Raw genomic sequence first — 23,118 nt, forward strand, 5'->3', positions numbered from 1 at the left:
ACCATGACAGGAGTGGCAGATGAGTAACACCTTCGAATTCGATTCGGCCGCGGCGAGCAAAGCCGCGGCAGCGCTGGACGGCATCGCCGACCGGCTCACCACCGAACTGACCGCCGTGGCACCGGCGCTGCACGTGGCACCGGCCGGTACCGAGGAGGTGTCGGTGCGCGCCGCGAACACGGCCAACGGCGTCGCCGACGACTACCTGACCGGAGCCGAGGCGGGTGCGCACGAGATGAACAAGCTCGCCGCCACCCTGCGCGCGCAGGTGAGCGAGTTCGACCAGATGGAAACCGACAACACCAGCGGCTTCAACGGATAATGATCGAACCACCGCAGCCCGGCTTCACCGGAGTGGTGTGGGAGGCGCGCGAGCCGGACAAGCTCGCCACCGACCTCACCGCCGGTGCCGGACCGATGCCGATGGCCGACGCGGCCGCCGCCTGGACGCGGCTCGCCGCGGCCTTCGGCGCGGCCGTGCTCGACTACGAGCAGGTGCTGCAGACCTTGCGTGGTTCCTGGAAGTCCGGGAGCAGCGAGCTCGTGTGGGAACGGATCTCGACGCTGCGTGAGTGGTTGCTCGAGACCGCGGCGGCCGCGACCGCCAACGCGGCCAGGATGCAAGCCCAGGTCCTCGCCTACGAGGTGGCGGCCATCGCCATGCCCAATACCGCCGACATCGCCGCGATCACGGCGATGCAGCAGGCGCTGGAACAGGTCGGCGCCGCCCTCGGTGCGCCGATCAAGGCCATCGCGGCGCAGACCGACGCCGATGCCGACATGGCCAAAGCCGTTGCCTCCCGGGTGATGCGCAGCTACGAGGCGGCCACCGAACCGCTGGCGACGCCGTGGTTGCACGCGCCGCCGCCGCCGATCGCCCCGGAAGCCGCGCTCACCGGCGAGAAGTCGGGCCAGAGCGCGTCGCCGTCGCCGACGGCCGGGGCGATGCCCGGGATCGGCGCGATCGGCCTCGGCGCGCTGCCGTCGATGCCGGCTCCGGTGCAAACCGCGTACCGTGCGCTGACTTTCGTTCAGTCCGCGACCACGGTGAATGCCACGACGCAGGCGGCCCCGGTCACCACCACCCCTGCCGGCCAGTCCGCGCCGCTCGTCCCCGGCGCGATGGCGCAGGGCGGAGGCCAGGACTCGGCTGCCCGCTTCCCGCGCGCGGGCCTCGCCTACGAGGAGTCCGACCAGCTGGTCGCCGAAGGCGAGATCCAGGCCGCGCCCGCGGTGCTCGGCGTCGCCGAGCGAGCCGCCGCGCAGACCGGCGCCACCGCCACCGTGGAGGGACGGCCATGACCACGCTCACCAACGACGCGCTGCTCGCGGTCGCCGACCGGCTCGGTGTGCAGACCCTGCCGCTGGTGCTCGCCGTCGGCCCGCAGCAGGACACCTTCGACGCCTGGCGCGCGGCCCGCGACGCCGCGGTCGCCGAACTCACCGCCACCGGCATCTTCGACAGCTACGGCGATGTCGAACCCGACCTGGCGGGCGCGCTGCACACCCTGGCCCAGCCCGACGCCGAACTCGTCGCCCGTGGCTACGGTGACGACGGCAGGCGGCGAATCTGCCTGGCCCGCCGCGGTTCCGGTCACGCCAGCGCGGTACGCACCGGCGAGACCTTCGAGATCGCCACCGATGCCATCGACGGATCCGACCGCGAACTCGCCCGCCTGCTACTGGCCGCGCTGCCGACCTGCGCGCCCGCCGAGGTAGCGCCGGTGAGCGTCGCGGCCGACGACCTGGCGGCGCGCCTCGACGCGGCCGACACAACTTCCCAGTACGTGGACGCGATGTATGCGCTCGGTATCGACGCGCACCAGGCGACCGTGCTCGGCGCGGCCTTCGGCACCTGCCATGGCTACACCGAGATCGTCGCCGTAGTCCACCACGACGGGCTGACCACCCGAGCCCCTGGCGCGGTCGCGGTGTACGACACCGCGCGCGGCCGGATCGTCGTAGCGCCGATGACGGCGCCCGACGGGCAGGTGTGGTCGACCATCACGCCGGGCACCGATCACCGCCTCACACAGGCAATCGGTGCGCTCCTCGAGGGGCTTCCCGGTGGGGGGTGGCGGCCAGATTAAGCCATCTCTCGTTTCAACCATCAAGTAGGAAAGGTTCGGCACATGCCCCCTCAGGGACCAGTAGGTGTAGAAGCCGGCGGCGTAGACGGCGTCGTCTCCAAGCTCGAAGGCAGCATCAACAACCTCCGCACGTCGGTCAGCCAGATCGATGACGCCGCCCAGGCCGTGCTCCGCGGCTGGAAGGGTGACGCCTCCGACGAGTTCGTGAAGGTCGCCCAGGCCTGGCACGACGAGTCCGACGCGCTGAACAAGAAGTTCGACCGGCTCACCGAAGCGGTCAGCTCCGGTAAGTCCACGCTGGTGAACATGGACAGCGCAGGCCTGTCCGGTGGTGGTTCCACCGGCGGCGGCAGCAGCTACACCAATCTCTGACCGCGAATCAGAAACGAACAGGAACTGAGCTCATGACCATTCTTTATGATCCCGCGGCGATGAACGAGCTGTTCAGCGACCTGCAGACCTACGGCGGGAAGATGAAGGGCGAAATCGACGAACTCGAGGGCGCCGCTTCGGATTTCCGCAACAACCTGCAGGGTGACCAGGCGATCTCGACCTTCGACACCGCGCACAAGAACGTCACCACCGAGCTGACCGACACCCTCGACAAGCTCGACAAGCTCGCCGCTCAGGTCGAGTCCGCGCTGAACCGCGCACTCGAGGCCGACGGCAAGGTCGGCGACGGTTTCGCTGATTTCTAGGAGCTGAGTTATTGGAGCGCTGGCGCGCTCGAGCGCGGCCCCTGAGGGGCCACCCGAAAAACGGGGCGGGACTCGTGCCTTCGGCACTTTGTCCCGCCCCGTTTTTCGGGCGGCCGGGCCGCTACGCCCGCTGCGCGGGCGAGGGCCTCCTAGAGGTCGGCCCCGTGGGGGTTGGGTTGTGCGGGTCGGGCTCGTACGGGGTGGACCTGTGCGAGGTCGGCCCGTAGGGGGTTCGGTTGTGCGGGTGGGTGGCTGGTGCTGGGTTCGCGGTGCGGTTTTCCGAACTGGGTGTGAAGTCGGGCAATTCTCAGCGGGCCGCGAGTGATTCGCCGATGTAGTGCATTTCGTCGGGGGTGGTCACCATCGACACTGTCGCACTGCCGGTGCTGGTGCGGACCGTGATCCGGTTCGGGGCGTACGGGTCCTGGATGAGGGTCACGTCGGGCGGCAGCGCGTCCGGATCGCGTTCGGTGGTGCGGATTTCGACGAAGGTCGCGCCGCCGAGATGGGTTGTCGGCGCGATGCCGTCGAACACCAGGACGGTGGTGGTCGGGTACGGGGCCGCGGGGACGGGTGGCGGGCCGGGGGGTGCCTGTGGGGTCGCGCCCGCGGCGCGCGGCGCGATCGACAGCAGTTGGGGGGTGGCCAGATTGGCGACCATCGACTGCCATGCCTGCGGGCGTGAGGTGTGCACGACGGCGTGCGCGCCGAGCGCGGTGGCCCGCAGGACCACCTGCTGAGCCAGGTCCAGGTTCCCGATCACGTCGACATGGCGGGTGCCCGCGCCGATCAGCGGGACGGCGATGCCCTGGCCGCGTTCGTCGGCGCCGATCAGCTGGCCGCAGCCGGTCGTCGGCACGGCGATGTCGGTGAGTGCGGTGAGGGTGCCCCGGTAGCCGTCCCGGCCGCCGAGGGCGTCGGCGGCGCCGATGGGCAAGGTGTCGAGCAGGATTCGGCGCTGGCTGCCCGGGAGTTCGCGCAGCCCGGCGATCGGCGCCTTGTCGTAGGGCTCCACCGAATCGAAGCGGACGACGGCGTTGAGCACGACGGTCCCCGCCTTGTCGTCCACCCGGCCGATCCGGCCCGCGCCGGGATGCAGGCGCAGGGTGACGGTGGTCGACAACGTGGGCAGCGACCAGATCTCGGCCAGTCCGTTGGTGCCGATCATCGGTGCGGTGAGCTGGTAATGGGTGAGATGCCTGCCGTACTCGGATTCCAGGCCGTGCGCCGACTCGGTCAGCCGCAGCGGGTCGAAGCCGTAGGACAGTTCGCGCAGCGCGCTGTTCATCTCGGTCGCGGTGAGCACCGCGGCGTCGATGCCCTGGGTGGCCAGCCGATTCGCGACCCGGCGGGTGGCGATGATCATGGTGCGCAGCGCACCGGTCGCACCGCCGCCACGCTTGTCCACCGCGGTCGCGTTGGCCACGGGGTCAAGGCGCAGCACGAGCCAGCAGGTGCGGTGCGCGATGGCGGGCAGCGGGCCGAGAATCCGGTTGTACAGCTGTGCGGCCGCACCGGTGCCCGCGGTGCGCGCGCCGGTGGAGATCACATCGATGCTCACCAGCCCCACATCGAATTGCTCGAGGCAGCGCGCCACTTCGGTGAGCGGGAGCAGCTGGTCGGCACTGAGCGAGCCGCGACGCAGCAGAGTGAGGGTGTCCGGCGGCGGGTCGATCCGCAGCATGGTGAGCAGCAGATCGCCGTCCCAGCGCACCCCGCAACCGCCGCCCTCCGGCAGCGGTACGTCGAACGCGGGAGCCCGATCGAGGGTGTCGGCGCGGCCGCGCAGCCGACGCGCCAGCCAGTCACCGATGCGGACCGCCGGGGGCCGTCGCCGGATCGGCACGAGCCCGATCAACAGCATGAAAGCGGCGCCGCCGATCGCGCCGTAGACCGAATCCGTCGTCGCCAGCACGATCCAGGCCACGATCGCCGCGAGTATCGCGGTGGGCACACACGCACGCAGCGGGTACATCCGGAACAACCAGAATTCCGGGTCACGCAGGGTGTCGTAGACGTGTGCGCTGCCGGTTTGCCCGGCGTTCATACTGTTGTTCAAAGCCGTTGTCCCCGCTTGGCGTACGTCGAATCATGGTGAAGGACAAGTTCCGGATTTACGGTACCGTGTCCGACGAGATGGTGATCAACTCAGCAATGGAGTCCCTGTGCCGGCACAGCTGACAACCAAAGCCCAGGTCAATGGTTATCGCTTTCTGCTACGCAGGCTCGACCATGCCCTGGTCCGCCGTGACGTGCGCATGTTGCACGATCCGATGAAGTCGCAGAGCCGGTCGCTGATGGTCGGCGCGGTCCTCGGTCTGATCATCGTGGCAGGGGCGGCCATCCTCGGCTTTCTGAAACCACAGGGCGCGATCGGCGACGCGCTGATCGTCACCGGGAAGCAGAGCGGCGCCATGTATGTGGTCGTCGAGGCGAAAGAGGGCGAGAAGACCCTCCACCCGGTGCTCAATCTGGCCTCGGCCCGGCTCATCGCCGGCGACGCGCAGGCGCCGAAATCGGTGAAGGACGACAAGCTCGGTTCGATGCCACGTGGTCCGCTGCTCGGCATTCCCGGCGCCCCGGCGGCCATGCCGGGTTCCAAGCAGGGCTCGAGCTCGAATTGGACGCTGTGCGAGACCACCCCGCTCTCGGCCGCGGGTAGCGCGTCCGGCGCGGGCGGCGGCCTCACCACCGCCATCGTCGGCAAGCTCGAGACCGGCGACCGGATCGGCGCGGTCGGCGCCGACGACGCCATGCTGATGCGCCACAGCGACAAGACCTTCCTTCTGTACAAGGGCGCGCGGGCCGAGGTCGACCCGACCAACTCGGTGCTCGCCCGGACCCTCGGGCTGACCGGTCAGCAGGTCCGCCCGATCGGTAGCGCGGTGCTCGGCGCCACCACTCAGGCCCCGCCGCTCGCCGTGCCGGCCATCGAGCGCGCGGGCGAACCCGGCCCCGGCAAACTGTCGAATGTGCCGATCGGCGGGATCATCTCGGTGACCGGCGTGGAGGCCGCGGGCAAGGAGACGATGTACGTGGTGCTCGCCGACGGCGTACAGCGCGTCTCGGAGTTCACCGCCGACCTGCTGCGCAACGCCGATTCGCGGGGGATGCGCGAGATCGCCGAACTGGCGCCGGATGTGCTCGACCGGATGCCGATGCTGCACACCTTGCCGATCGACGCCTTCCCCGAGCACAAGCCGCGGATCCTGTCCGCCGAGGACGCCCCCGTGGCATGTGTGAACTGGGCCAAGGATCCCGGTGAGGCCACCGCGCAGGGCAAGTCGGTGGACGGGCCGACCGAACGCGCCACGGTGACGTTGCTCGCCGGAACGAAACTACCGCTGGCCGGATCGGCCAAGCCGGTGACGCTCGCGACCGCCGACGGTTCGGGCAACCGAATGGATGCCGTGTACCTGGCGCCGAGTACCGGCGAATTCGTCCAGGTCACCGGCGTCGAGCCCGGGAGCTTGCGGCGGGAATCGCTGTTCTATGTGGCCGACAACGGGATTCGCTACGGCATCCCCGACGCCGGTACCGCCGCGGTGCTCGGCCTCGGGGACAAGCCGAAGCTCGCGCCGTGGTCGATCATCGGCCAGCTCGTCCCCGGCCCGACGCTGTCCGCGAAAGATGCGCTGACCAGCTACGATTCGCTGCCCTCGGCCAGTAAGTAGCCGAAAGAGCGGGGCCTGGCGCGCATTCGCACCGGGCCCCCCTTCGGCGTTCAGCTCAGGTTCGGGATCTGTCCGATATTGAGGGTGGCGACGATCCCGGCGAGCGCGGTCCGCATGTCCGGCTCCTCGATGCGCATCAGCACGTCGTCGTCGACCTCGGCCAGATCCAGCCCCTCGGTATTGGCCAGCCGGAATTCGCGTTCCTCTTCCGCCGACTCGATCACATTGCGGATGAAGCGACCGTTGCCTGCCAGGTCCACACCGCGGCGCGGTTGCCCGCTCTGGTCGGTGCTCTCCAGGTTGTAGAGGTAGTCGCAGGTCTCGATCAGGGTGGCCAGCGACTCCGGCGACAGTTGTGAATCCCGGCTGTTGGCGACGATTTCGCCGATCTGCCCGAGTTCGGCGGCGGTGTACGACGGGAACTGCAGACGCTTGGCGAAACGGGAGGCCAAGCCGTCGTTGGCGGCGAGCAGCCGGTCGATCTCACCGTCGTACCCGGCGATGATCACCACGAGGCGGTCGCGGTCGTTCTCCATGCGCGCCAGCAGCGTGTCCACGGCCTCGCGACCGAACGCGTCACCGCCCGAAAGCCCGGTCTGGATCAGCGTGTAGGCCTCGTCGATGAACAGCACGCCGTCCATCGCGCTGTCGATCAGCTTCTCGGACTTGATCGCCGTGCCGCCGAGGTTCTGGCTCACGAAGTCGACACGCTTGGCCTCGACCACCTTGTCGGTCTTCAACAGTCCGACACCGCAATAGATCTTGGCGACCACCCGCGCGATGGTGGTCTTACCGGTACCGGGCGGACCCGTGAAGGCCAGGTGCTGACCACGGGACTGACTCGACAGGCCCTTGCCCGCGCGGATCTTGGCCAGCTGCGCCGAGGACTGCAACTTGGCCACCTGGTTCTTCACCGAGGCCAGTCCGACCTGCTTGTCGAGCTGTGCGCGTGCCTCGGCGAGCACGGTCTTCGCACGGTCCTCCGCGGCGGCCTCGTTCATCGACGCCAGGGTCGGCGCCGAGCCGGCATCCCACTTGTCGGTGCGCGCGTCGATCACCTCGCGGCTGGTGACCACGATCCGGAAGGTGCGGTCGCGCATGGCGGTCGTGTTGGCGGCGAAATCGGGCAGCTGCGAGTAGACCTGCTCGAACAGCTTCTGGGCCTCGGCCTCGTTGCCCGATTCCCGCAGGCACAGGCCGCGGTTGTACATGGCGGTGAACTTGGCCGACGGAATCGGGCCCGCCTCAGCCTGTTCCATCCGCCGGATCGCCTCGCCGAACAATCCCAGCTGCGCGCAGGCGGTGCCCACCATCACGTTCGCGCCGGTGGCCAGATAGGGGTCTTTCCAGCTTTCCGAACCGGCCAGCACGGTCATCACATCCGACCAGCGCTGCGTGTTGTAGTGCAGGATGCCGCGGATGTAGGCGCTGATCCGATCGTCGATCTGCTTGTCGGGGTCGTCGGCGCGCCCGCCGCGCAGCTTCGCCAGTTCGTCGAGCACCTGCTCGGCCTGGTCGTAGTCGGTGTCCGCGATCAGCTGCGATGCCCAGGCGAGCCAGATCTCGGTGAGCCCGGCCAGCGGGTAGTCGATGTAGAGCCCGGGCAGGAAGCGCCCGGCCATGGCGCGGGGTGCCAGGCCGATCCTGCGCTGCTCGCGGCCGAGTGAATCAAGGCTGGTGCGGTGCAGATTGAACAGCACCTCCTTGGTCACCTCGCCGGCTGCCGCGCGGCCGAGCCACGCGTCGCACATCGAGGAGTCCCATTCCGTCGCGCGCTGGAAGGCCAGCTTCGCGTACTCCTCGTCGCGCGCGGACTCCTGACCGTCGATGGACAGACCGAGCGAGAGGACGCCCGCGTCGAAGGCGCGTTGAGCCTGGCGAATGTCTGGCATGTGGTGTCGGACCCCGAAATCTTCCTCTGATGGACAGCTGGTGTTCAATCCGGCGGCAGGACTTCGATCGCGCCGGTTTGCCCTGTCCGTTAGATTAGGTAACGCTGCCGTGTGGTCGCAACGGAAGTAGTCAGCTACGACTGAGAGTTCATCACTGGTGTCGACGTTGTTAGGCAATGAGCCCGAACTATGCCGAGTTTCAGTGATCGGGGGTGATACGCAGCTCGACATAGGTCTGCCCGCCACGGTTCCGATCGCCGGATTCATCGGTGATCTGGTGGCGCTGATCCGTTCGCGGGATCCGCGCCTGCCCGAAGGCGACGAGGACTCCGCTCCGATCCGCGCCCAGCACTGGACGCTGGCGCGACTCGGGCAGGACCCGCTCGCACCGAGCCGCACGCTCACCGAGGCCGAGGTCTACGACGGTGAGCTGCTGGTGCTGAGCCCGGTGACCCGCCGGGAGTCACCCGCGCTGTTCGACGACGTCATCGACGCCGTATCCCGGCTCACCGCAGGCGAGTTCCGCGGTTGGTCCGGATCGGCGGCCCGCTGGACCGGGCTCGTGCTGGCGACCGTCTCGATCATCGCCGCACTCGCGCTGTTGATCGTCTCGCGCACCCACACCGATCCGCTCGCCCCGGCGTTCGCACTGCTCGGCACCGGGATCGCCGCGTCCGCGGCGGCCGGAATCGCCGCGCGGAAATTCACGGATTCGATTACCGCGAACTGGCTTTCGCTGGACGCGCTGCTGTTGTTGTTCGGCGGTGGTGCGCTGGTGGTGCCAGGCGTGCTCGGGGCGGGCAGCCTGTTGCTCGGCAGCGTGATGCTCCTGGTCGCCGCGGTGATCGGGTATCGGGTCACCGGAATCGGAGCCGGATTGTTCGCCGCCGCGATCACGCTCAGCGTGTTCGGCGCGGTGTCGGGTGCGATCTATCTGATCTGGCATCCGGGGCTGGCCAAGCTGTTCGCCGGGGTGCTCGTGGCAGCGGTGATGCTGCTGTCGTCGGTGCCACGGCTGGCCGCGGTGACGGCACGGCTGCCGATTCCGCCGGTGCCGACCGCGGGCGGGGCGATCGACCCCGCCGATCACGAACAGCGGCCCACCATCGAGGGTGTCGGCGCGGTCGGCGCGATCGCGCTGCCCTCGGCGGCCGGGCTCGGCGAACGCGCCCGGGTCGCGAATCAGATCCAGACCGGGCTCGTCGTCGCCTGCGCGCTCGCCGCGCTGATCGGTGCCGTCGGCGCGGCCGACCCGTTCGGCTCGTTCCACTCCGGCGGCGTCGCCCTCGCGGCGGTCGCGGGGATCGTGCTGTGTCTGCGCGGTCGCTCCTACGCCGACCTGGTGCAGGCCGCCACGCTGATCATCGCGGGCGCGCTCACCCTGCTCGCGTTGCTCTCCGGCCTCGGCCTCGGCCACGAATCGCTCGAATTCGTCGCGGTGGCACTGCTGTTGGCGACCGCGGGTGCTGTCATCGGGTTCGGCGTCATCGGACCCCATGTCGAAGTGACACCGGTGACGCGGCGGATGATCGAGATCTTCGAGTACCTGTTGATCATCACGATGATCCCGCTCGCGCTGTGGGTGATGGATGTGTACTCGACCGCCCGCAACATATGACCGGCGCAGCCATGCGGCGCGCGCTGCTGCGGCTCACCTGTGCGGCGACCGTGCTCGGCACCGTCGCCGGATTCCCGATGCCGGCGGGCGCCATCGCCCCGCCCCGGATCGATCCGGGCGCGCTCGACGCCGCCTTGGCGCTGAGCGGTAGACCGGCTCCGCTGGAGGCGACCGAACAGCGCGAACTGTGCGCCGAACCGGTGCTGCGCGGCAACGCGCCGGTCGAACCGCCGATGTCGCAGCAGGTCCTCGATCTGCCCTCGGCCTGGCAGTTCAGCCGGGGTGCCGGGCAGAAGGTGGCCGTGATCGATACCGGCGTCAACCGGCATCCGCGCCTGCCCGCGCTGCAAGCGGGCGGTGACTACGTGAGCGATACCGACGGCACCGTCGACTGCGACGGCCACGGCACACTGGTGGCGGGCATCATCGCCGCCCGGCCCTCACCCGACGACGCGTTCGTCGGGGTGGCCCCGGACGCGGAGATCCTGGCCATCCGCCAGCTCAGCCTCGCCTACGACCGCAAGGACCGGGCCGGTTCGGTCAAGGAGGACGGTGCGCTGCGCAGCGACGGCTACGGCAGTGTGCTCACCCTCGCCGGTGCGGTCGTGCGCGCGGTGGACATGGGCGCCACCGTGATCAACATCTCCGAAGTGGCCTGCACCGCAGCCGGTTCCAATACCGCCGACGGCGCGCTCGGCGCTGCCGTGAAGTACGCCTACGACCGCAATGTGGTGGTCGTGGCGGCGGCGGGCAATGTGGAGCAGGGCGGGCCGTGCCAGAACCAGAACGAGGGATCCGGCTGGAGTTCGGTGACCACTGTCCCGTCCCCGGCGTGGTTCACCCCGTACGTGCTGTCGGTCGGTTCGGTCGACGCCGACGGCCAGCCCTCGGCGCTGTCGCTGCGCGGGCCGTGGGTCGGGGCCGCCGCGATCGGCCGCAACATCGTGTCGCTGGACAGCAAGCCCGGTGGCACCGGGCTGGTCGACGGCGTACAGACGATGGAGGGTGTGCAGCCGGTCGACGGAACCAGTTTCGCCGCACCGTATGTCGCCGGATTGGCCGCGCTGATCCGGTCACGCTTCCCGGAACTGTCCGCCCAGCAGGTGATCGAACGGATCACCCGCACCGCGCACGCACCGGGGCGCGGCCGTGACGATGCCATCGGCGCCGGTCTGATCGACCCGCTCGCGGCGCTCACCGCGCCGTTGTCCGCCGAGCCGCCCAGCAGGGGCGCCGACGTCGGCCATCCGATCGCCGAACCCTACGCGGCGCCGGAACCGGATTCCCGGCCGCGCCAGGTCGCGATCGCCGGATCGCTGTTCCTGTTGGCCGCCTTGGGAATCGGCGCCGCGTTCGGGTTCCCGTTCCGCCGCCGCGGTGTTGACCTCAATCAGGAATTCGAGGAGTAGAGGGTTCGATGGCAACCGAAGGTTTCGTCCGTCGCCCCCGGATCGCGCCGCCGCGCGCACCGGGCGGTGAAGTAGCGCTCACCCCGCCGCCGGAGATCCAGCGTGCCATCCCGTCGCCGCTGATGATGAAGCTGATGCCCGTCATCATGGTGGTCGCGGTGGTCGGCATGATCGCGATGATGGTCACGATGGGCCGCAATCTGCTGGCCAATCCGATGATGATGATGTTCCCGATGATGATGCTCATGTCGATGGTCGGCATGATGGCGGGCATGCGCGGCGGTGGTCCCAAGCGTGCCGTCGAGCTCAACGAGGAACGCAAGGACTACTTCCGGTATCTCGACCAGGTGCGCAAGGACGTGCGCACCACCGGCACCAAACAGCTCGAGACGCTCGGCTGGAGTCATCCCGAACCCGCCGATCTGCCCTCGCTGATCGGTAGCAGGCGGATGTGGGAGCGCCGCCCCAACGACCCCGACTTCGGGCATGTGCGAGTCGGCGTCGGCAGCCACCGCCTCGCCACCAAGCTGGCCCGGCCCGAAACCGGCCCGCTCGAGGATCTCGAACCGGTGTCCACGGTGGCGCTGCGCCGTTTCGTCCGCACGCATTCGGTGGTGCACGAACTGCCGACCGCGGTCTCGCTGCGGGCCTTTCCCGCCATCAATATCGGCGGTGACCTCGACGAGGGCCGCGAGCTGGTGCGGGCCATGCTGATGGAACTGACCACCTTCCACGGGCCGGACAATCTCGTCGTCGCCATCGTCTGCGCCGATCCCGATACGCATTGGGCCTGGGCGAAATGGCTTCCACACGTGCAGCATCCGTCGGTGCGCGACGGACTGGGCTCGGCGCGGATGATGTACACCTCGCTGGGCGAGCTCGAATCGGCGTTGCAGGCCGAGCTGATGGAACGCGGCCGGTTCATGCGCAATCCGCAGCCCACCCAGGGCCGGTTGCACCTGGTGGTGGTGATCGACGACGGCTACATCAGCGGTAACGAGCGCACCATCAGCGAATCCGGCCTCGACTCGGTGACCGTGCTCGATCTGACCGCGCCGGAGAACGGACTCGCGGCGCGCCGCGGCCTGCAACTGGTCGTCGCCGACGGCGCGGTGTCGGCGCGCAGCGCCGCCGGGGTGGAACGGTTCGCCACGGCCGACGAGGTCAGCCAGGCCGAGGCGGCGGCCTTCGCGCGCTCACTCGCCCGCTACCGGCTCGCGACGGCCGCGCAGATCGTCAGCCTGGGGGAGGGCACCACCAGCGACCCCGGCCTGATGGCCCTGCTGCGCATTCCCGACGCCGCCCAGATCGACCCGGCCAGGGTGTGGCGACCGCGAACCGCGCGGGAACGTCTGCGGGTGCCGATCGGTATCACCCCAGACGGCACGCCGGTCGAGATCGACATCAAGGAGTCGGCCGAGAACGGCATGGGCCCGCACGGCCTGTGCATCGGCGCCACCGGCTCGGGTAAGTCGGAATTCCTTCGTACGCTGGTACTTTCGCTGGTCACCACGCACTCGCCGGATGCCCTCAACCTGGTCCTCGTCGACTTCAAGGGTGGCGCCACGTTCCTCGGCCTCGACTCGCTGCCGCACGTCGCGGCCGTGATCACCAACCTCGAGGACGAGCTCTCGCTGGTCGACCGTATGAAGGACGCGCTCGCCGGTGAGATGAACCGCCGCCAGGAGCTGCTGCGCTCGGCGGGCAACTACGCCAACGTCACCGACTACGAGAAGGCAAGGGCGGCGGGCGTTCCGCTCGATCCGCTACCCGCGCTGTTCGTGGTGGTCGACGAGTTCTCCGAATTGCTCTCGCAGAAACCCGATTTCGCCGAACTGTTCGTGATGATCGGCCGTCTCGGTCGCTCGCTGCACGTGCATCTGCTGCTGGCCTCGCAGCGCCTGGAGGAGAACAAGCTGCGCGGCCTGGAATCGCACCTGTCCTACCGGATCGGTCTGCGTACCTTCTCGGCCAACGAATCACGCGCGGTACTCGGCATCACCGACGCTTACCACCTGCCCAGCGTGCCCGGCGCGGGCTACCTGAAAAGCGATGCCTCCGAACCGCTTCGGTTCAACGCCAGCTATGTCTCGGGTTCCTATGTCGCGCCGGTCGGCACGGTCATCGACGACGACGGCGCGCCGGTCGGCGGGCAGCGGCCCGTGGTGTTCACCGCGGCCCCCGTCGAAGCCGCGGAGTTCGAGCCGGAACACGAGGAGACCGACCCGATCCTGCGCGGTCGTCCGGAACTCCCCCCACCGCCCCCACCCGGTGGCCAGAGCGCCGAGGAGGGTATCCCGGATTCGTTGCTCGACGTGGTGGTCAAGCGGCTGACCGGGCACGGCAGGCCCGCCCACGAAGTGTGGCTGCCACCGCTGGAGGAATCGCCGACCGCCGACATGCTGCTGCCCGACCCCGACTGGCGTTCGCCGGTGAACCGGCACGGTCAGCTGTGGATGCCGATCGGTGTCATCGACAAGCCCTACGAGCAGCGCCGCGACGTGCTCACCATCAATCTCGCGGGCGCACAGGGCAATGTCGCGGTGGTCGGTGGCCCGCAGTCGGGCAAGTCGACCACCTTGCGCACGATCATCCTGGCCGCGGCCGCCACGCACACTCCCGAGCAGGTGCAGTTCTACTGCCTCGACTTCGGTGGTGGCAGCATGGCCGGTCTGGTCGGGATCCCGCACGTCGGTTCGGTTGCCGGTCGTCTCGACGGCGATCGGGTCCGGCGCACCATCGCCGAGCTCACCACCCTCATGCGGCAGCGCGAGGAACGGTTCGCCGAGCTCGGTATCGAATCCATGGCCGAGTTCCGCCGGCGCAAGTTCTCCGCGCTCGAGGCGCGACAGATCAACGGGACCACCGCCGCGCCGGGCGACCTGCTCGCCGCGGACCAGTTCGGTGACGTGTTCCTGGTGATCGACGGCTGGGGCGCCATCCGCGAGGAATTCGACATCCTCGAACCGCTGATCAATGCCATTGCCACCCAGGGTCTTTCCTTCGGCGTCCACCTGATGATCGGCGCCTCGCGCTGGGCCGAGATCCGGCCGGTGGTCAAGGACCAGGTCGGTACCAGGCTGGAGCTGCGTCTGGGCGATCCCGGTGACTCGGAGATGAATCGCCGCACCGCGCACCAGGTTCCGGTCGGGAGGCCGGGTCGCGGTCTCACCCGCGAACAGTTGCACATGCTGATCGCGCTGCCCCGCCTGGATTCGGACTCCGACCCGTCCACGGTCGCCGACGGTGTCACCAGGGCGCGGGAAGAGCTCATCGCGCTGTATCCGGGACGCCGTGCCCCGCAGGTGCGCATGCTGCCGCTGAGCTTCCCGCGCGACGAGGTCGTCGCCACCGCCAAGGGGCAGGGCGTGAAGCTCGACCGCAGCAAGGTCGTCGTCGGTCTCGGCGAGTCCGAATTGCAGCCGCTGGTGCTGGATTTCGGTCTCGAACCACACTTCATGGCCTTCGCGGACGTGGAATGCGGCAAGACCACGCTGCTGCGCAACATCGTGATGAGCATCGCCGAACAGTCCGACGCGTCCGAGGCGCGGGTCATCCTGATCGACTACCGGCGCACCATGCTCGGTGTGCTCGAGGGGGATCAGCTGGCCGGATACTCGACCTCGTCACAGACCTGTGGGCCGATGATCGCCGAGGTCGCGGGCTACCTGGCCAAGCGAATTCCGGGTTCCGACATCACCCAGCAGCAACTGCGCGAACGCAGCTGGTGGTCCGGCCCGGAGATCTATGTCGTCGTCGACGACTACGACATGGTGGTCACCGGATCGGTCAATCCCTTCGCCCCGCTGCTCGAATACCTGCCGCAGGCACGCGATATCGGCCTGCACCTGGTCGTCACCCGCCGCATCGGTGGCGCGTCGCGTGCGCTGTACGACCCGGTGCTCGGCGCGATGAAGAACCTGTCGGTGCAGACGCTGATCATGAGCGGTTCCCGGGACGAGGGAAAGCTGATCGGCGATGTTCGCCCGAGCAAGATGCCGCCCGGCCGAGGCACACTGGTCTCCCGGAGCCAGGGCATCGAACTCGTGCACATCGCCGACCTGCCACCGCTGTAACCCCGCGGTCAGCCGGGAAAGCGATCCATCAGCGGCAGTGCCGGGACGGAACGCCGGTGGGCCGCGCGGCGGACCGGCGGACCGCACCAGCTGTCGGTGCGGCGTTCGAACAGCGCGCAGGACGGGCCGGTCGTCAGTGGGTCGGCGATGCGGGCCAGGGTGAAGCCGGCACGGCGGTAGTAGTCGTGCAGGTGGCGGTTGGCGGTCCAGGCATCGAGGCGGACCCAGTCCCGGTGCTTCTGGTCGGCCAGCCGCGCGGCGTGGGCGAGCATCCGGTGCCCCACCTGCATACCCGCGAACCGCAGGTCGACGATCATGAAATGCACGATCACCGACTCGGCCAGCTCCCACGCCGACCACAGTCCGGGATCGGCTCGCTGGTTGACCGTGATCGTCCCCGCGGGCTCACTGTCGACCTCCGCGATCCACGTCTCACCGCGATCCAGCGCCCGCCCGACCGCCCCGGCGAAGATCTCGATCGGTCGGCCGCGCCCCGCCACCGTCCACTGATCCGACCCGCGTGCCGTCAGCCACGACGTGCGCTGGACACGCAGGCGGCAGATCAGCGGCAGGTCGCCCAGGGTGGCCGGGCGCAGGCGCACCGTCATGGCAGCGCGACGGCCAACCGGGGTGCGATGCCCAACGTGCGGGCGATGACGTCGGTGCCCGTGGTGTCGCCGAGCTGATAGGCCAGCTGGTTGCGGCCCGCCAGGGAACGGTGGCGGGTGGCGCGGGTGACGCGTTCGTGGTTGGCGCCGATGCGCAGATGGTCGAGCAGGACGGTGCCGGTGGCTACGCCGAGCACTGCCGCTTCTTCGGCGGTGGCGGCGCGGGCCAGCACGGTGTCGCGGTGGGCGGTCTCGCCGTAGCCGCGGTCGGCCAGGCGGCGGGTGGTGCCCTCGGGGATGTCGTGTGGCGAGTCGATGCCCGCAGCTTCGGCGAGGTCGCGGGGGTAGAAACTCACCTCCCACGACCACGGTTCGTTGTCCAGGTACTGCACGACCGTGCGCGCGAGCACCCAGGAATCGGCGGCGACACCGAGCCAGCGTGCGACTTCGGTGTTCGCGGGTTCCATCCTGGTGCTGAACTGCTTGGACGGTTCCCGGTTGGCAGCGCGCGCGATCTCCTCGAAGATGTCGTGCGCCGACCTGGGCCGATCGCGCCGGATGTGGTCGGTGACCACCGACTCCAGGACTTCCTGGTTGCGCACGATGGTGCCGCGGGAAGTCGCTGTGTAGACGAGATTTTCAGCGACGAGCACCTGAATCGCGTTGCGTGAGGTGGTGATCGAGACCTGCATCTGATCGGCGAGCTCGGAGTGGCTGGGTAGCCGGTCGCCCGGTTTCCATGTGCCCGCGTGGATCTCCTCACGGAGGAGGTTCGCGATCCGGAGATAGGTCGGACCGTCCGCCATCATGCTCCTCGGTAGGTCGTGCAGGTAACGAAGTGTACTCGTATCGGTTACCTACGGCCGAGTAATGCTTGACAGAAAGCTTGCGAGGTTTATTGTAATGAACGTCCTGATCCGGTGCTCTGCGGCGATGACGGCGAGGCAATGTGGCTGGTTCGGAGAGTTCAACAGTTGTCATGGCTTTCCCCGACACAGTGCGGAGTGTCGATTCCGCCGGGCTCCCGGCAGCTACCGGTCTGTTACCCCTCTCCGACATTCTCGTCCGGGCGTGTCGTGGACATCGGGTGGTCGGGGGACCGCTGCTGTGGTTCGCGCGCGATCTGGCCGTGCTGCACGAGAAACGCATCGTCGGGCGCGGCGGCCGAGTCGACACCGATCCGGTGGTCCTGCGCGAAATCGACTGCCGGCGTAGTGAACTGGTCCTGGCGATCGACGACTGGGTGTTGCGGTCCATCCCGCAGCACCGCCTCGGCGCCACGCTGCACACGGAGACCGTCGGCGCGGTCATCGACCGCATGGCCGAGGCTTCCGTGCGAGCGCACCACGCCCTGATGACGCTGGCGGCCAACGACGAAATGCTGCACTGCGCGTGGCATCACCTGGCCGAACTGGCCGACGCCTACGACGATCTGGTGCGTGACGTACTGGCCGGGCGCAGGCGGCTGCCCGAGTGGTGAGCTAGCACTTCGACCGCACACCACGTCCGCGGTGCACACCGCGGACGTGCGTGTCAGCCGAGCCGGTGGTGGTGGACGCCGAACTCGTCGGCCACCGTCGCCGCCAGTTCCACATACGCGCGCTTGGTGGTCTTGTGCAAGCGGTGCAGGTCGATCTCGGCGCCCTCGGAGAGGTGCTCGTCGAACGGGATGATGTGAACGGCGCGGCAGCGGGACAGGAAGTACTCGCGCAGCTGCTGGACGCCGACGTTGGGTGAGCCCTCGCGCGGGAGGTTGATCACGACCACCGCGTTGCGAACCAGGTGGTCGTGGCCGTGCAGGGACAGCCAATCCAGGGTCGCGGCGGCGCTGCGGGCGCCGTCGATGGCGGCCGAGGAGATGAGCACGAGCGAATGGGCGAGGTCGAGGACGCCGCTCATCGCCGAGTGCATCAGACCGGTGCCGCAGTCGGTGAGGATGATGTTGTAGAAGCGCTGCAGAATGCGGGCCACGGCCCGGTATTCCTCGTCGTTGAACGCTTCCGACGCGGCCGGATCACGCTCGCTGGCAAGGACTTCCAGGCGACTCGAGCCCTGGGAGGTGTGCCTGCGGACGTCGGAGTAGCGCTGGATCGCCGGGTCGAGCAGCAGATCGCGCACGGTCGAACGGGTCTGGATGGCGACGCGCTGCGACAGGGTGCCGAAGTCGGGGTTGGCGTCGACGGCGATCACTCGGTCGCCGCGGATCGAGGCGAAGATCGAGCCGAGACCGGTGGTGGTGGTGGTCTTGCCGACGCCGCCCTTCAGCGAGAGGACCGCGATGCGGTAGTCGCCGCGCACAGGCTGGCGGATCCGGGCCACGAGTTCCTGCAGGCGCAGCTCCTCGGCGGACATCCCCGGGTTGATCGCACCGCCGGACACGTGGTGCACGGCCTTGCGCCAACCACTGCCGGGGGCCTTCTTCGCGCGCTTGACCGGGACGTCGTCGAGCGAGGGCTGGTAGCCCTGTGGCTGTGCGCCCCAACCCGGTTGACCGTAGGGCTGCTGGTGGCCCTGCTGGTAGTTGCCCGGCTGCTGGTACTGCTGCGGCGCGTTCGGCTGCTGGTACTGCTGTGCGTGCGTGCCGTCGGGCTGGTACTGCGGACCGGGCCCGCTGGGCTGGTTGTACTGCTGTGCCGGTGGGCCGTCCGGCTGGTACTGCTGGCCGGGGCCTTGCGGCTGCTGGTACTGCTGCGCGTGCGTGCCGTCGGCTTGGTACTGCGGTGCCGGACCGTTCGGCGGGAACTGTTGCTGCGCCCCCTGATTCGGCTGCTGATACTGCGGAGCGGGGGAGCCGTCGGGCCGATACGGCGGTACGGGAGCGCCGTCGGGCTGCTGCGCGGGTGCGGCATCGGGCCGATACTGCGGTGCCGCACCGTCGGGCCGCTGGGCGACGCCGTCGGGACCGTACGTGGGCAGACCGTCGGGCTGCTGGTGCTGGGCCGGGGTGCCGTCGGGGCGGGGATACGGCGACGCGGTGTCGGCCGCCTGCACGAATTCACCCGAGCGATAACCGGTCTGCGCGGCGCGTGGTTGTTCCGCGGGGTCGGTGCCACCCTGCCGACTCACCTGACCGTGCTCACCCGGCGCACTGCCGTGTAGCCGTGGATCGTCGGACCGGTACACCTCGGTCCGCCCATCCGGCGCATGCGTCGGCGCGACCGGTGCCGGATCACCGGGGACCGGGTTGTATTGCGTCGCGGGGTAAGCCGACGGCGGCACGCGCTCGCCCGATGCGTACGGCGACCGCTGCTCGGTAGCCGGTGGCTGCTGCGGAGCTACGGACTCGCCGGAGCTGTACGGCGACCCGTGTCGTGGCGCGATCGCGTCCTCGTCGGGCGCGGACAGCCCGTCGGCCGAGTGGCGCGCACCGGTTGCCGCCGATTCGGCGGACTCCGCGGCGGTCGTCGCCGTGGTCGGTTCGGGCACCTCGGCGGTTGACGGACGAGGCGGTGTGGCCTGCTCGGTCTCCTGGAACGACGATGCCGAGGAAGGCTGTACATCGGCCGACTGCTCGACCTCGCCGGGCGCGGGTATCGACAGGGCGTCCGTGCTGGGTTGTTCGACCTCGTTACGCGCGGTGACCGGCGATGGCGCCGGGTCCGGTTGCTCGACCGGCTGCTCGGCAGCGACGGGCCGCGGTTCGGCGGTGGTCGGCTGCGGCGGGACGGTCAGGCGCGGTGGGGCCTGGGTCGGCCGCGCGGGCGGGTCCGGCAGGGGAGGGGGCGGGGGAAGGTCGGGACGCTGCTGGTTCGGGCCGAGCGGGGTGAAGCCGGTCGACGGTGGCGCGGGCGTGCGGGTGGGGAGCGCGTTCGCGGCGTGATCCACCGCCTCGCTGATCGGCGCGGGTATTGCCGGGCCCGCGTGCGCAGGCCCGCTGATAGGTGCGGGCGGGAGCGGAGGGGGCGTACCGGTGGATGCCGGTGCGTGATCCGCCGGTGGCCGACCCGACGACCACGGAGCCGCTGTCGACGCCTGACCGCCGGCCCACGGCGCCGGATCCGCGGCCGAGGGCCCCGGAATCGACGACGGACCGCTGGTGTCCGGTCGCGGCGCCGGATCGGCCGGCGGCGGTGGGCTGACCGGCGGAGTCAGCGGGTTCGGGGCAGCCTGCCACCCGGCGCTGGGCTGTGCGGGCGCGGCCTGCTGGTGTGGCTGCTGGTATTGCGACGCATCGCGGCCGGCCTGGGGTGCGGGCTGCTCGTAGGTGGGCTGCGGACGCGGTTGCTCTTCGCGGCGGGGCTGCTGGTGGGACGGGCCGGGGATCAGCGGGTCGGCGGGCTGCTGCGGGGTGGACCAGCCGGAACCGGACTGATGGGTCGGCTCGGCGGGGCGGCGCTGGTCGACAGCCTCGCCCGGACGTGGGGTGGCTGCCTCTTCCTCGGATTCGCGATCCTTGCGGCGGCGCCTGCCCTTTTCCTTGCGCGGCGCGTCGTCACCGCGCCCGCCCATGAAGCGGCGGCGTTTGGGTGCGTCGTCGATCTCGTCGTCCTGGGGCAGGTTCTCGACCGGAGCCTCGTAACCGACCTGTGTGACGTCGCTCTCCGACAGCCACGGCGGCAGCATGGGGAGGCTGTCGTTGTTGCGGCTCACCGGCACGCCTCGCTCACCAGGGTCCCCCGATCTGATCGACCCACTTCTCCGACGCCGGTGAGTTTACGCGACAACCCCCACGGCGTGGTGGCCGCCCGGTGGCTGGACACCGTGCTCAGGGCGGCGCGCTCGCAGGCCTCCCGATTGTGCGGCACGGGGCCCGGTCAGGGTGTACGGTTCGGGGCACTTTTGCCTCTGGCCGCCCGGCCCGGTAAGCTTGAGCGGCGGTGCACCTATGCGCCGACTGTTCGCATGCATGTCGACGGGCTCTTGGTCGACGCCACACACGCGGACGGCCATCAAACTCAGGTTGAGCGTAACCGGGATCGCGGAGGATATGGCGAAGAAAGACGGGGCCATCGAGGTCGAGGGTCGAGTTGTCGAGCCGCTGCCCAATGCGATGTTCCGGATCGAGCTCGAGAACGGTCACAAGGTTCTCGCGCACATCAGCGGAAAGATGCGGCAGCACTACATTCGTATCCTTCCGGAAGACCGCGTTGTCGTCGAGCTGTCGCCGTACGACCTCTCACGCGGCCGGATTGTCTACCGCTACAAGTGATGCCTGACGGCGTCGCGAGCCTCACCGGCGCGCGGCGTCGCACAGTGTCCCGGCAACGGGACGCACACCAGACTTCCCCAGTCCTCTGGCTGGGGAAAAACTGTGTTCACACCACCTGTGTGGACCAATACAAGATTGGACTGACGTGAAGGTTAATCCGAGCGTCAAGAAGATCTGCGAGAAGTGCAAGGTGATCCGCCGTCATGGTCGGGTCATGGTGATCTGCGACAACCTGCGCCACAAGCAGCGTCAGGGCTGATACAGCCTCACCACCGGGCACCGATCGTCTGATCGGACTGACCGAAAGAAGCACTCCCAGTTCCAGCGCGCACGCACTTGTGCGCGCCATCCACCGGCACGGAGGCCGGTGCCCCCACCTTTGTGAAGACGGGGGGACGGACGGGGAGCAGACCTCCGCAACCATTAAGGAACCTGCCACATGGCACGTCTGATGGGCGTTGATCTCCCGCGCGAAAAGCGCATGGAGATCGCGCTGACCTACATTTTCGGAATCGGGCGCACCCGCGCCACCCAGATCCTGGCCGAGACGGGCGTCAGCCCCGACCTGCGCTCCAAGGACCTGAACGACGACGACCTGGCGAAGCTCCGCGAGTACATCGAGGCTTCGGACTACAAGGTCGAAGGTGACCTGCGCCGCGAGGTTCAGGCCGATATTCGTCGCAAGATCGAGATCGGCTGCTACCAGGGCATCCGCCACCGTCGTGGCCTGCCCGTTCGTGGTCAGCGCACCAAGACCAACGCGCGTACGCGCAAGGGTCCGAAGAAGACCGTCGCCGGCAAGAAGAAGTAGGGATAGCGTATGCCTCCGAAGAGCCGGGCCGCTGGCCCGAAGAAGACTCAGAAGTCGCGTCGCCGGGATAAGAAGAACATCCCGCACGGCCACGCGCACATCAAGAGCACGTTCAACAACACCATCGTCTCGATCACCGACCCCGAGGGCAATGTCATCTCGTGGGCGTCGTCGGGTCACGTCGGTTTCAAGGGTTCGCGTAAGAGCACCCCGTTCGCCGCGCAGCTCGCTGCCGAGAACGCTGCCCGCAAGGCGCAGGAGAACGGCGTCAAGAAGGTCGACGTGTTCGTGAAGGGCCCGGGTTCGGGCCGCGAGACCGCGATCCGTTCGCTGCAGGCCGCCGGCCTGGAGGTCGGCTCGATCTCCGATGTCACTCCCCAGCCGCACAACGGCTGCCGTCCGCCCAAGCGGCGTCGCGTCTAATAGCGGGAAAGGAAAAAGCTCAAAATGGCACGTTATACAGGCCCCATCACCCGCAAGTCGCGTCGTCTGCGCGTCGACCTCGTCGGAGGCGACCAGGCGTTCGAGCGTCGTCCTTACCCGCCCGGCCAGCACGGCCGCGCGCGGATCAAGGAATCCGAGTACCTCATGCAGCTGCAGGAGAAGCAGAAGGCTCGCTTCTCGTACGGCGTCATGGAGAAGCAGTTCCGTCGTTACTACGAAGAGGCCAACCGCCTCAAGGGTAAGACCGGCGACAACCTGCTCCGTCTGCTCGAGTCGCGTCTGGACAACGTCGTGTACCGCGCCGGTCTGGCCCGTACCCGTCGTCAGGCCCGTCAGCTGGTCAGCCACGGTCACTTCATCGTCAACGGTGTCAAGGTGGACGTCCCCAGCTTCCAGGTCTCCCAGTACGACATCATCGATGTCAAGGAGAAGTCGCTCCCGACGCTGCCCTTCCAGGTGGCTCGCGAGACCGTCGGCGACCGCCCGGTTCCCGGTTGGCTGCAGGTCGTCCCCGGCCGCCTGCGCATCCTGGTGCACCAGCTGCCCGAGCGCGCGCAGATCGATGTGCCGCTGCAGGAACAGCTCATCGTCGAGTACTACTCGAAGTAATCGCTTAACGGTGGGGGTCGCTACGCGGCGACCCCCGCAA

20 protein-coding genes are annotated in these 23,118 nt (G+C 68.8%); 15 read left to right on the forward strand and 5 right to left on the reverse strand.

The genetic code is table 11. The annotated features are described in order from the left end of the window. Window positions 1-19: 19 nt before the first annotated feature. From ACFTS5_RS18515 to ACFTS5_RS18535, 5 genes are read left to right on the forward strand one after another with little or no spacing between them, the layout of a single operon-like run. Window positions 20-322, forward strand: a complete 303-nt coding sequence (locus tag ACFTS5_RS18515) for a PE family protein (RefSeq protein WP_358062216.1) — start codon at window positions 20-22, stop codon at window positions 320-322. Beyond that, window positions 322-1,302 carry a PPE domain-containing protein gene (locus tag ACFTS5_RS18520; protein ID WP_378632325.1) on the forward strand — a complete coding sequence of 327 codons (981 nt, stop codon included), beginning with the start codon at window positions 322-324 and terminating at the stop codon, window positions 1,300-1,302. Before ACFTS5_RS18515 ends, ACFTS5_RS18520 begins: the two co-directional genes overlap by 1 nt. Next, window positions 1,299-2,090 carry an ESX secretion-associated protein EspG gene (locus tag ACFTS5_RS18525; RefSeq protein ID WP_378632328.1) on the forward strand — a complete coding sequence of 264 codons (792 nt, stop codon included), beginning with the start codon at window positions 1,299-1,301 and terminating at the stop codon, window positions 2,088-2,090. The genes ACFTS5_RS18520 and ACFTS5_RS18525 overlap by 4 nt, the downstream gene beginning before the upstream one ends. A 42-nt stretch (window positions 2,091-2,132) precedes the next feature. Next, window positions 2,133-2,462, forward strand: coding sequence for a WXG100 family type VII secretion target (locus ACFTS5_RS18530; RefSeq protein WP_101464399.1), 330 nt, complete (start codon window positions 2,133-2,135; stop codon window positions 2,460-2,462). Window positions 2,463-2,494: 32 nt separating this feature from the next. Then, window positions 2,495-2,788: a WXG100 family type VII secretion target gene (locus ACFTS5_RS18535; RefSeq protein ID WP_378632332.1), complete on the forward strand. Its 294-nt coding sequence runs from the start codon at window positions 2,495-2,497 to the stop codon at window positions 2,786-2,788. A 307-nt stretch (window positions 2,789-3,095) separates the two neighbouring features. Here ACFTS5_RS18535 and eccE read toward each other — a convergent pair whose 3' ends face one another. Further along, on the reverse strand, window positions 3,096-4,835 hold the full coding sequence (eccE, locus tag ACFTS5_RS18540) for a type VII secretion protein EccE (RefSeq protein WP_378632334.1): 1,740 nt from the start codon (window positions 4,833-4,835) through the stop codon (window positions 3,096-3,098). Window positions 4,836-4,953: 118 nt separating this feature from the next. Here eccE and eccB point away from each other — a divergent pair, with 118 nt between their 5' ends. Further along, on the forward strand, window positions 4,954-6,462 hold the full coding sequence (gene eccB, locus ACFTS5_RS18545; RefSeq protein WP_378632335.1) for a type VII secretion protein EccB: 1,509 nt from the start codon (window positions 4,954-4,956) through the stop codon (window positions 6,460-6,462). A 50-nt stretch (window positions 6,463-6,512) separates the two neighbouring features. Here eccB and eccA read toward each other — a convergent pair whose 3' ends face one another. Further along, a complete protein-coding gene (gene eccA, locus ACFTS5_RS18550) occupies window positions 6,513-8,354 on the reverse strand; it encodes a type VII secretion AAA-ATPase EccA (RefSeq protein WP_378632337.1) in 1,842 nt (613 codons plus the stop codon). Window positions 8,355-8,511: 157 nt separating this feature from the next. Here eccA and eccD point away from each other — a divergent pair, with 157 nt between their 5' ends. Genes eccD through eccCa form a run of 3 tightly spaced genes read left to right on the forward strand, consistent with a single transcriptional unit; the run spans window position 8,512 to window position 15,457 of the window. Then, window positions 8,512-9,972, forward strand: a complete 1,461-nt coding sequence (eccD, locus tag ACFTS5_RS18555; RefSeq protein ID WP_378632338.1) for a type VII secretion integral membrane protein EccD — start codon at window positions 8,512-8,514, stop codon at window positions 9,970-9,972. After that, window positions 9,969-11,381: a type VII secretion-associated serine protease mycosin gene (gene mycP / locus ACFTS5_RS18560; protein ID WP_378632340.1), complete on the forward strand. Its 1,413-nt coding sequence runs from the start codon at window positions 9,969-9,971 to the stop codon at window positions 11,379-11,381. The genes eccD and mycP overlap by 4 nt, the downstream gene beginning before the upstream one ends. Window positions 11,382-11,389: 8 nt before the next feature. After that, window positions 11,390-15,457 carry a type VII secretion protein EccCa gene (gene eccCa, locus ACFTS5_RS18565; RefSeq protein ID WP_378632341.1) on the forward strand — a complete coding sequence of 1,356 codons (4,068 nt, stop codon included), beginning with the start codon at window positions 11,390-11,392 and terminating at the stop codon, window positions 15,455-15,457. Between the two features lie 8 nt (window positions 15,458-15,465). On the opposite strand, the gene ACFTS5_RS18570 is transcribed toward eccCa, so the two are convergent. Next, on the reverse strand, window positions 15,466-16,065 hold the full coding sequence (locus ACFTS5_RS18570; RefSeq protein WP_378632343.1) for a GNAT family N-acetyltransferase: 600 nt from the start codon (window positions 16,063-16,065) through the stop codon (window positions 15,466-15,468). Further along, entirely contained in the window at window positions 16,062-16,871 is an 810-nt protein-coding gene (locus ACFTS5_RS18575) for a GntR family transcriptional regulator (protein ID WP_378632344.1), read from the reverse strand. Before ACFTS5_RS18575 ends, ACFTS5_RS18570 begins: the two co-directional genes overlap by 4 nt. A 281-nt stretch (window positions 16,872-17,152) precedes the next feature. On the opposite strand from ACFTS5_RS18575, the gene ACFTS5_RS18580 reads away from it, so the two are divergent. After that, window positions 17,153-17,545 (forward strand): DUF4254 domain-containing protein, encoded by a 393-nt coding sequence (locus ACFTS5_RS18580; protein WP_378632346.1) that lies wholly within the window; start codon window positions 17,153-17,155, stop codon window positions 17,543-17,545. A gap of 53 nt (window positions 17,546-17,598) precedes the next feature. Here the strand turns inward: ACFTS5_RS18580 and ACFTS5_RS18585 are convergent, their stop codons facing one another. After that, window positions 17,599-19,131: an AAA family ATPase gene (locus tag ACFTS5_RS18585; protein WP_378632469.1), complete on the reverse strand. Its 1,533-nt coding sequence runs from the start codon at window positions 19,129-19,131 to the stop codon at window positions 17,599-17,601. A gap of 1,861 nt (window positions 19,132-20,992) precedes the next feature. Between ACFTS5_RS18585 and infA the strand changes: the two genes are divergently transcribed. From infA to rpsD, 5 genes are all read left to right on the forward strand, one after another. Continuing rightward, on the forward strand, window positions 20,993-21,214 hold the full coding sequence (gene infA, locus ACFTS5_RS18590; protein ID WP_003418601.1) for a translation initiation factor IF-1: 222 nt from the start codon (window positions 20,993-20,995) through the stop codon (window positions 21,212-21,214). A gap of 145 nt (window positions 21,215-21,359) precedes the next feature. Next, window positions 21,360-21,473 (forward strand): 50S ribosomal protein L36, encoded by a 114-nt coding sequence (gene rpmJ / locus ACFTS5_RS18595; RefSeq protein WP_056818299.1) that lies wholly within the window; start codon window positions 21,360-21,362, stop codon window positions 21,471-21,473. 180 nt (window positions 21,474-21,653) lie between these two features. Next, complete coding sequence (gene rpsM / locus ACFTS5_RS18600) at window positions 21,654-22,025, forward strand: 30S ribosomal protein S13 (protein WP_067448181.1); 372 nt, start codon at window positions 21,654-21,656, stop codon at window positions 22,023-22,025. A 9-nt stretch (window positions 22,026-22,034) separates the two neighbouring features. Continuing rightward, window positions 22,035-22,448, forward strand: a complete 414-nt coding sequence (gene rpsK / locus ACFTS5_RS18605) for a 30S ribosomal protein S11 (RefSeq protein ID WP_019045110.1) — start codon at window positions 22,035-22,037, stop codon at window positions 22,446-22,448. Between the two features lie 24 nt (window positions 22,449-22,472). Next, a complete protein-coding gene (gene rpsD, locus ACFTS5_RS18610; protein ID WP_378632347.1) occupies window positions 22,473-23,078 on the forward strand; it encodes a 30S ribosomal protein S4 in 606 nt (201 codons plus the stop codon). Window positions 23,079-23,118: the final 40 nt, after the last annotated feature.

This window comes from Nocardia sp. NPDC056952, from assembly GCF_042674185.1.
GTDB lineage: Bacteria > Actinomycetota > Actinomycetes > Mycobacteriales > Mycobacteriaceae > Nocardia.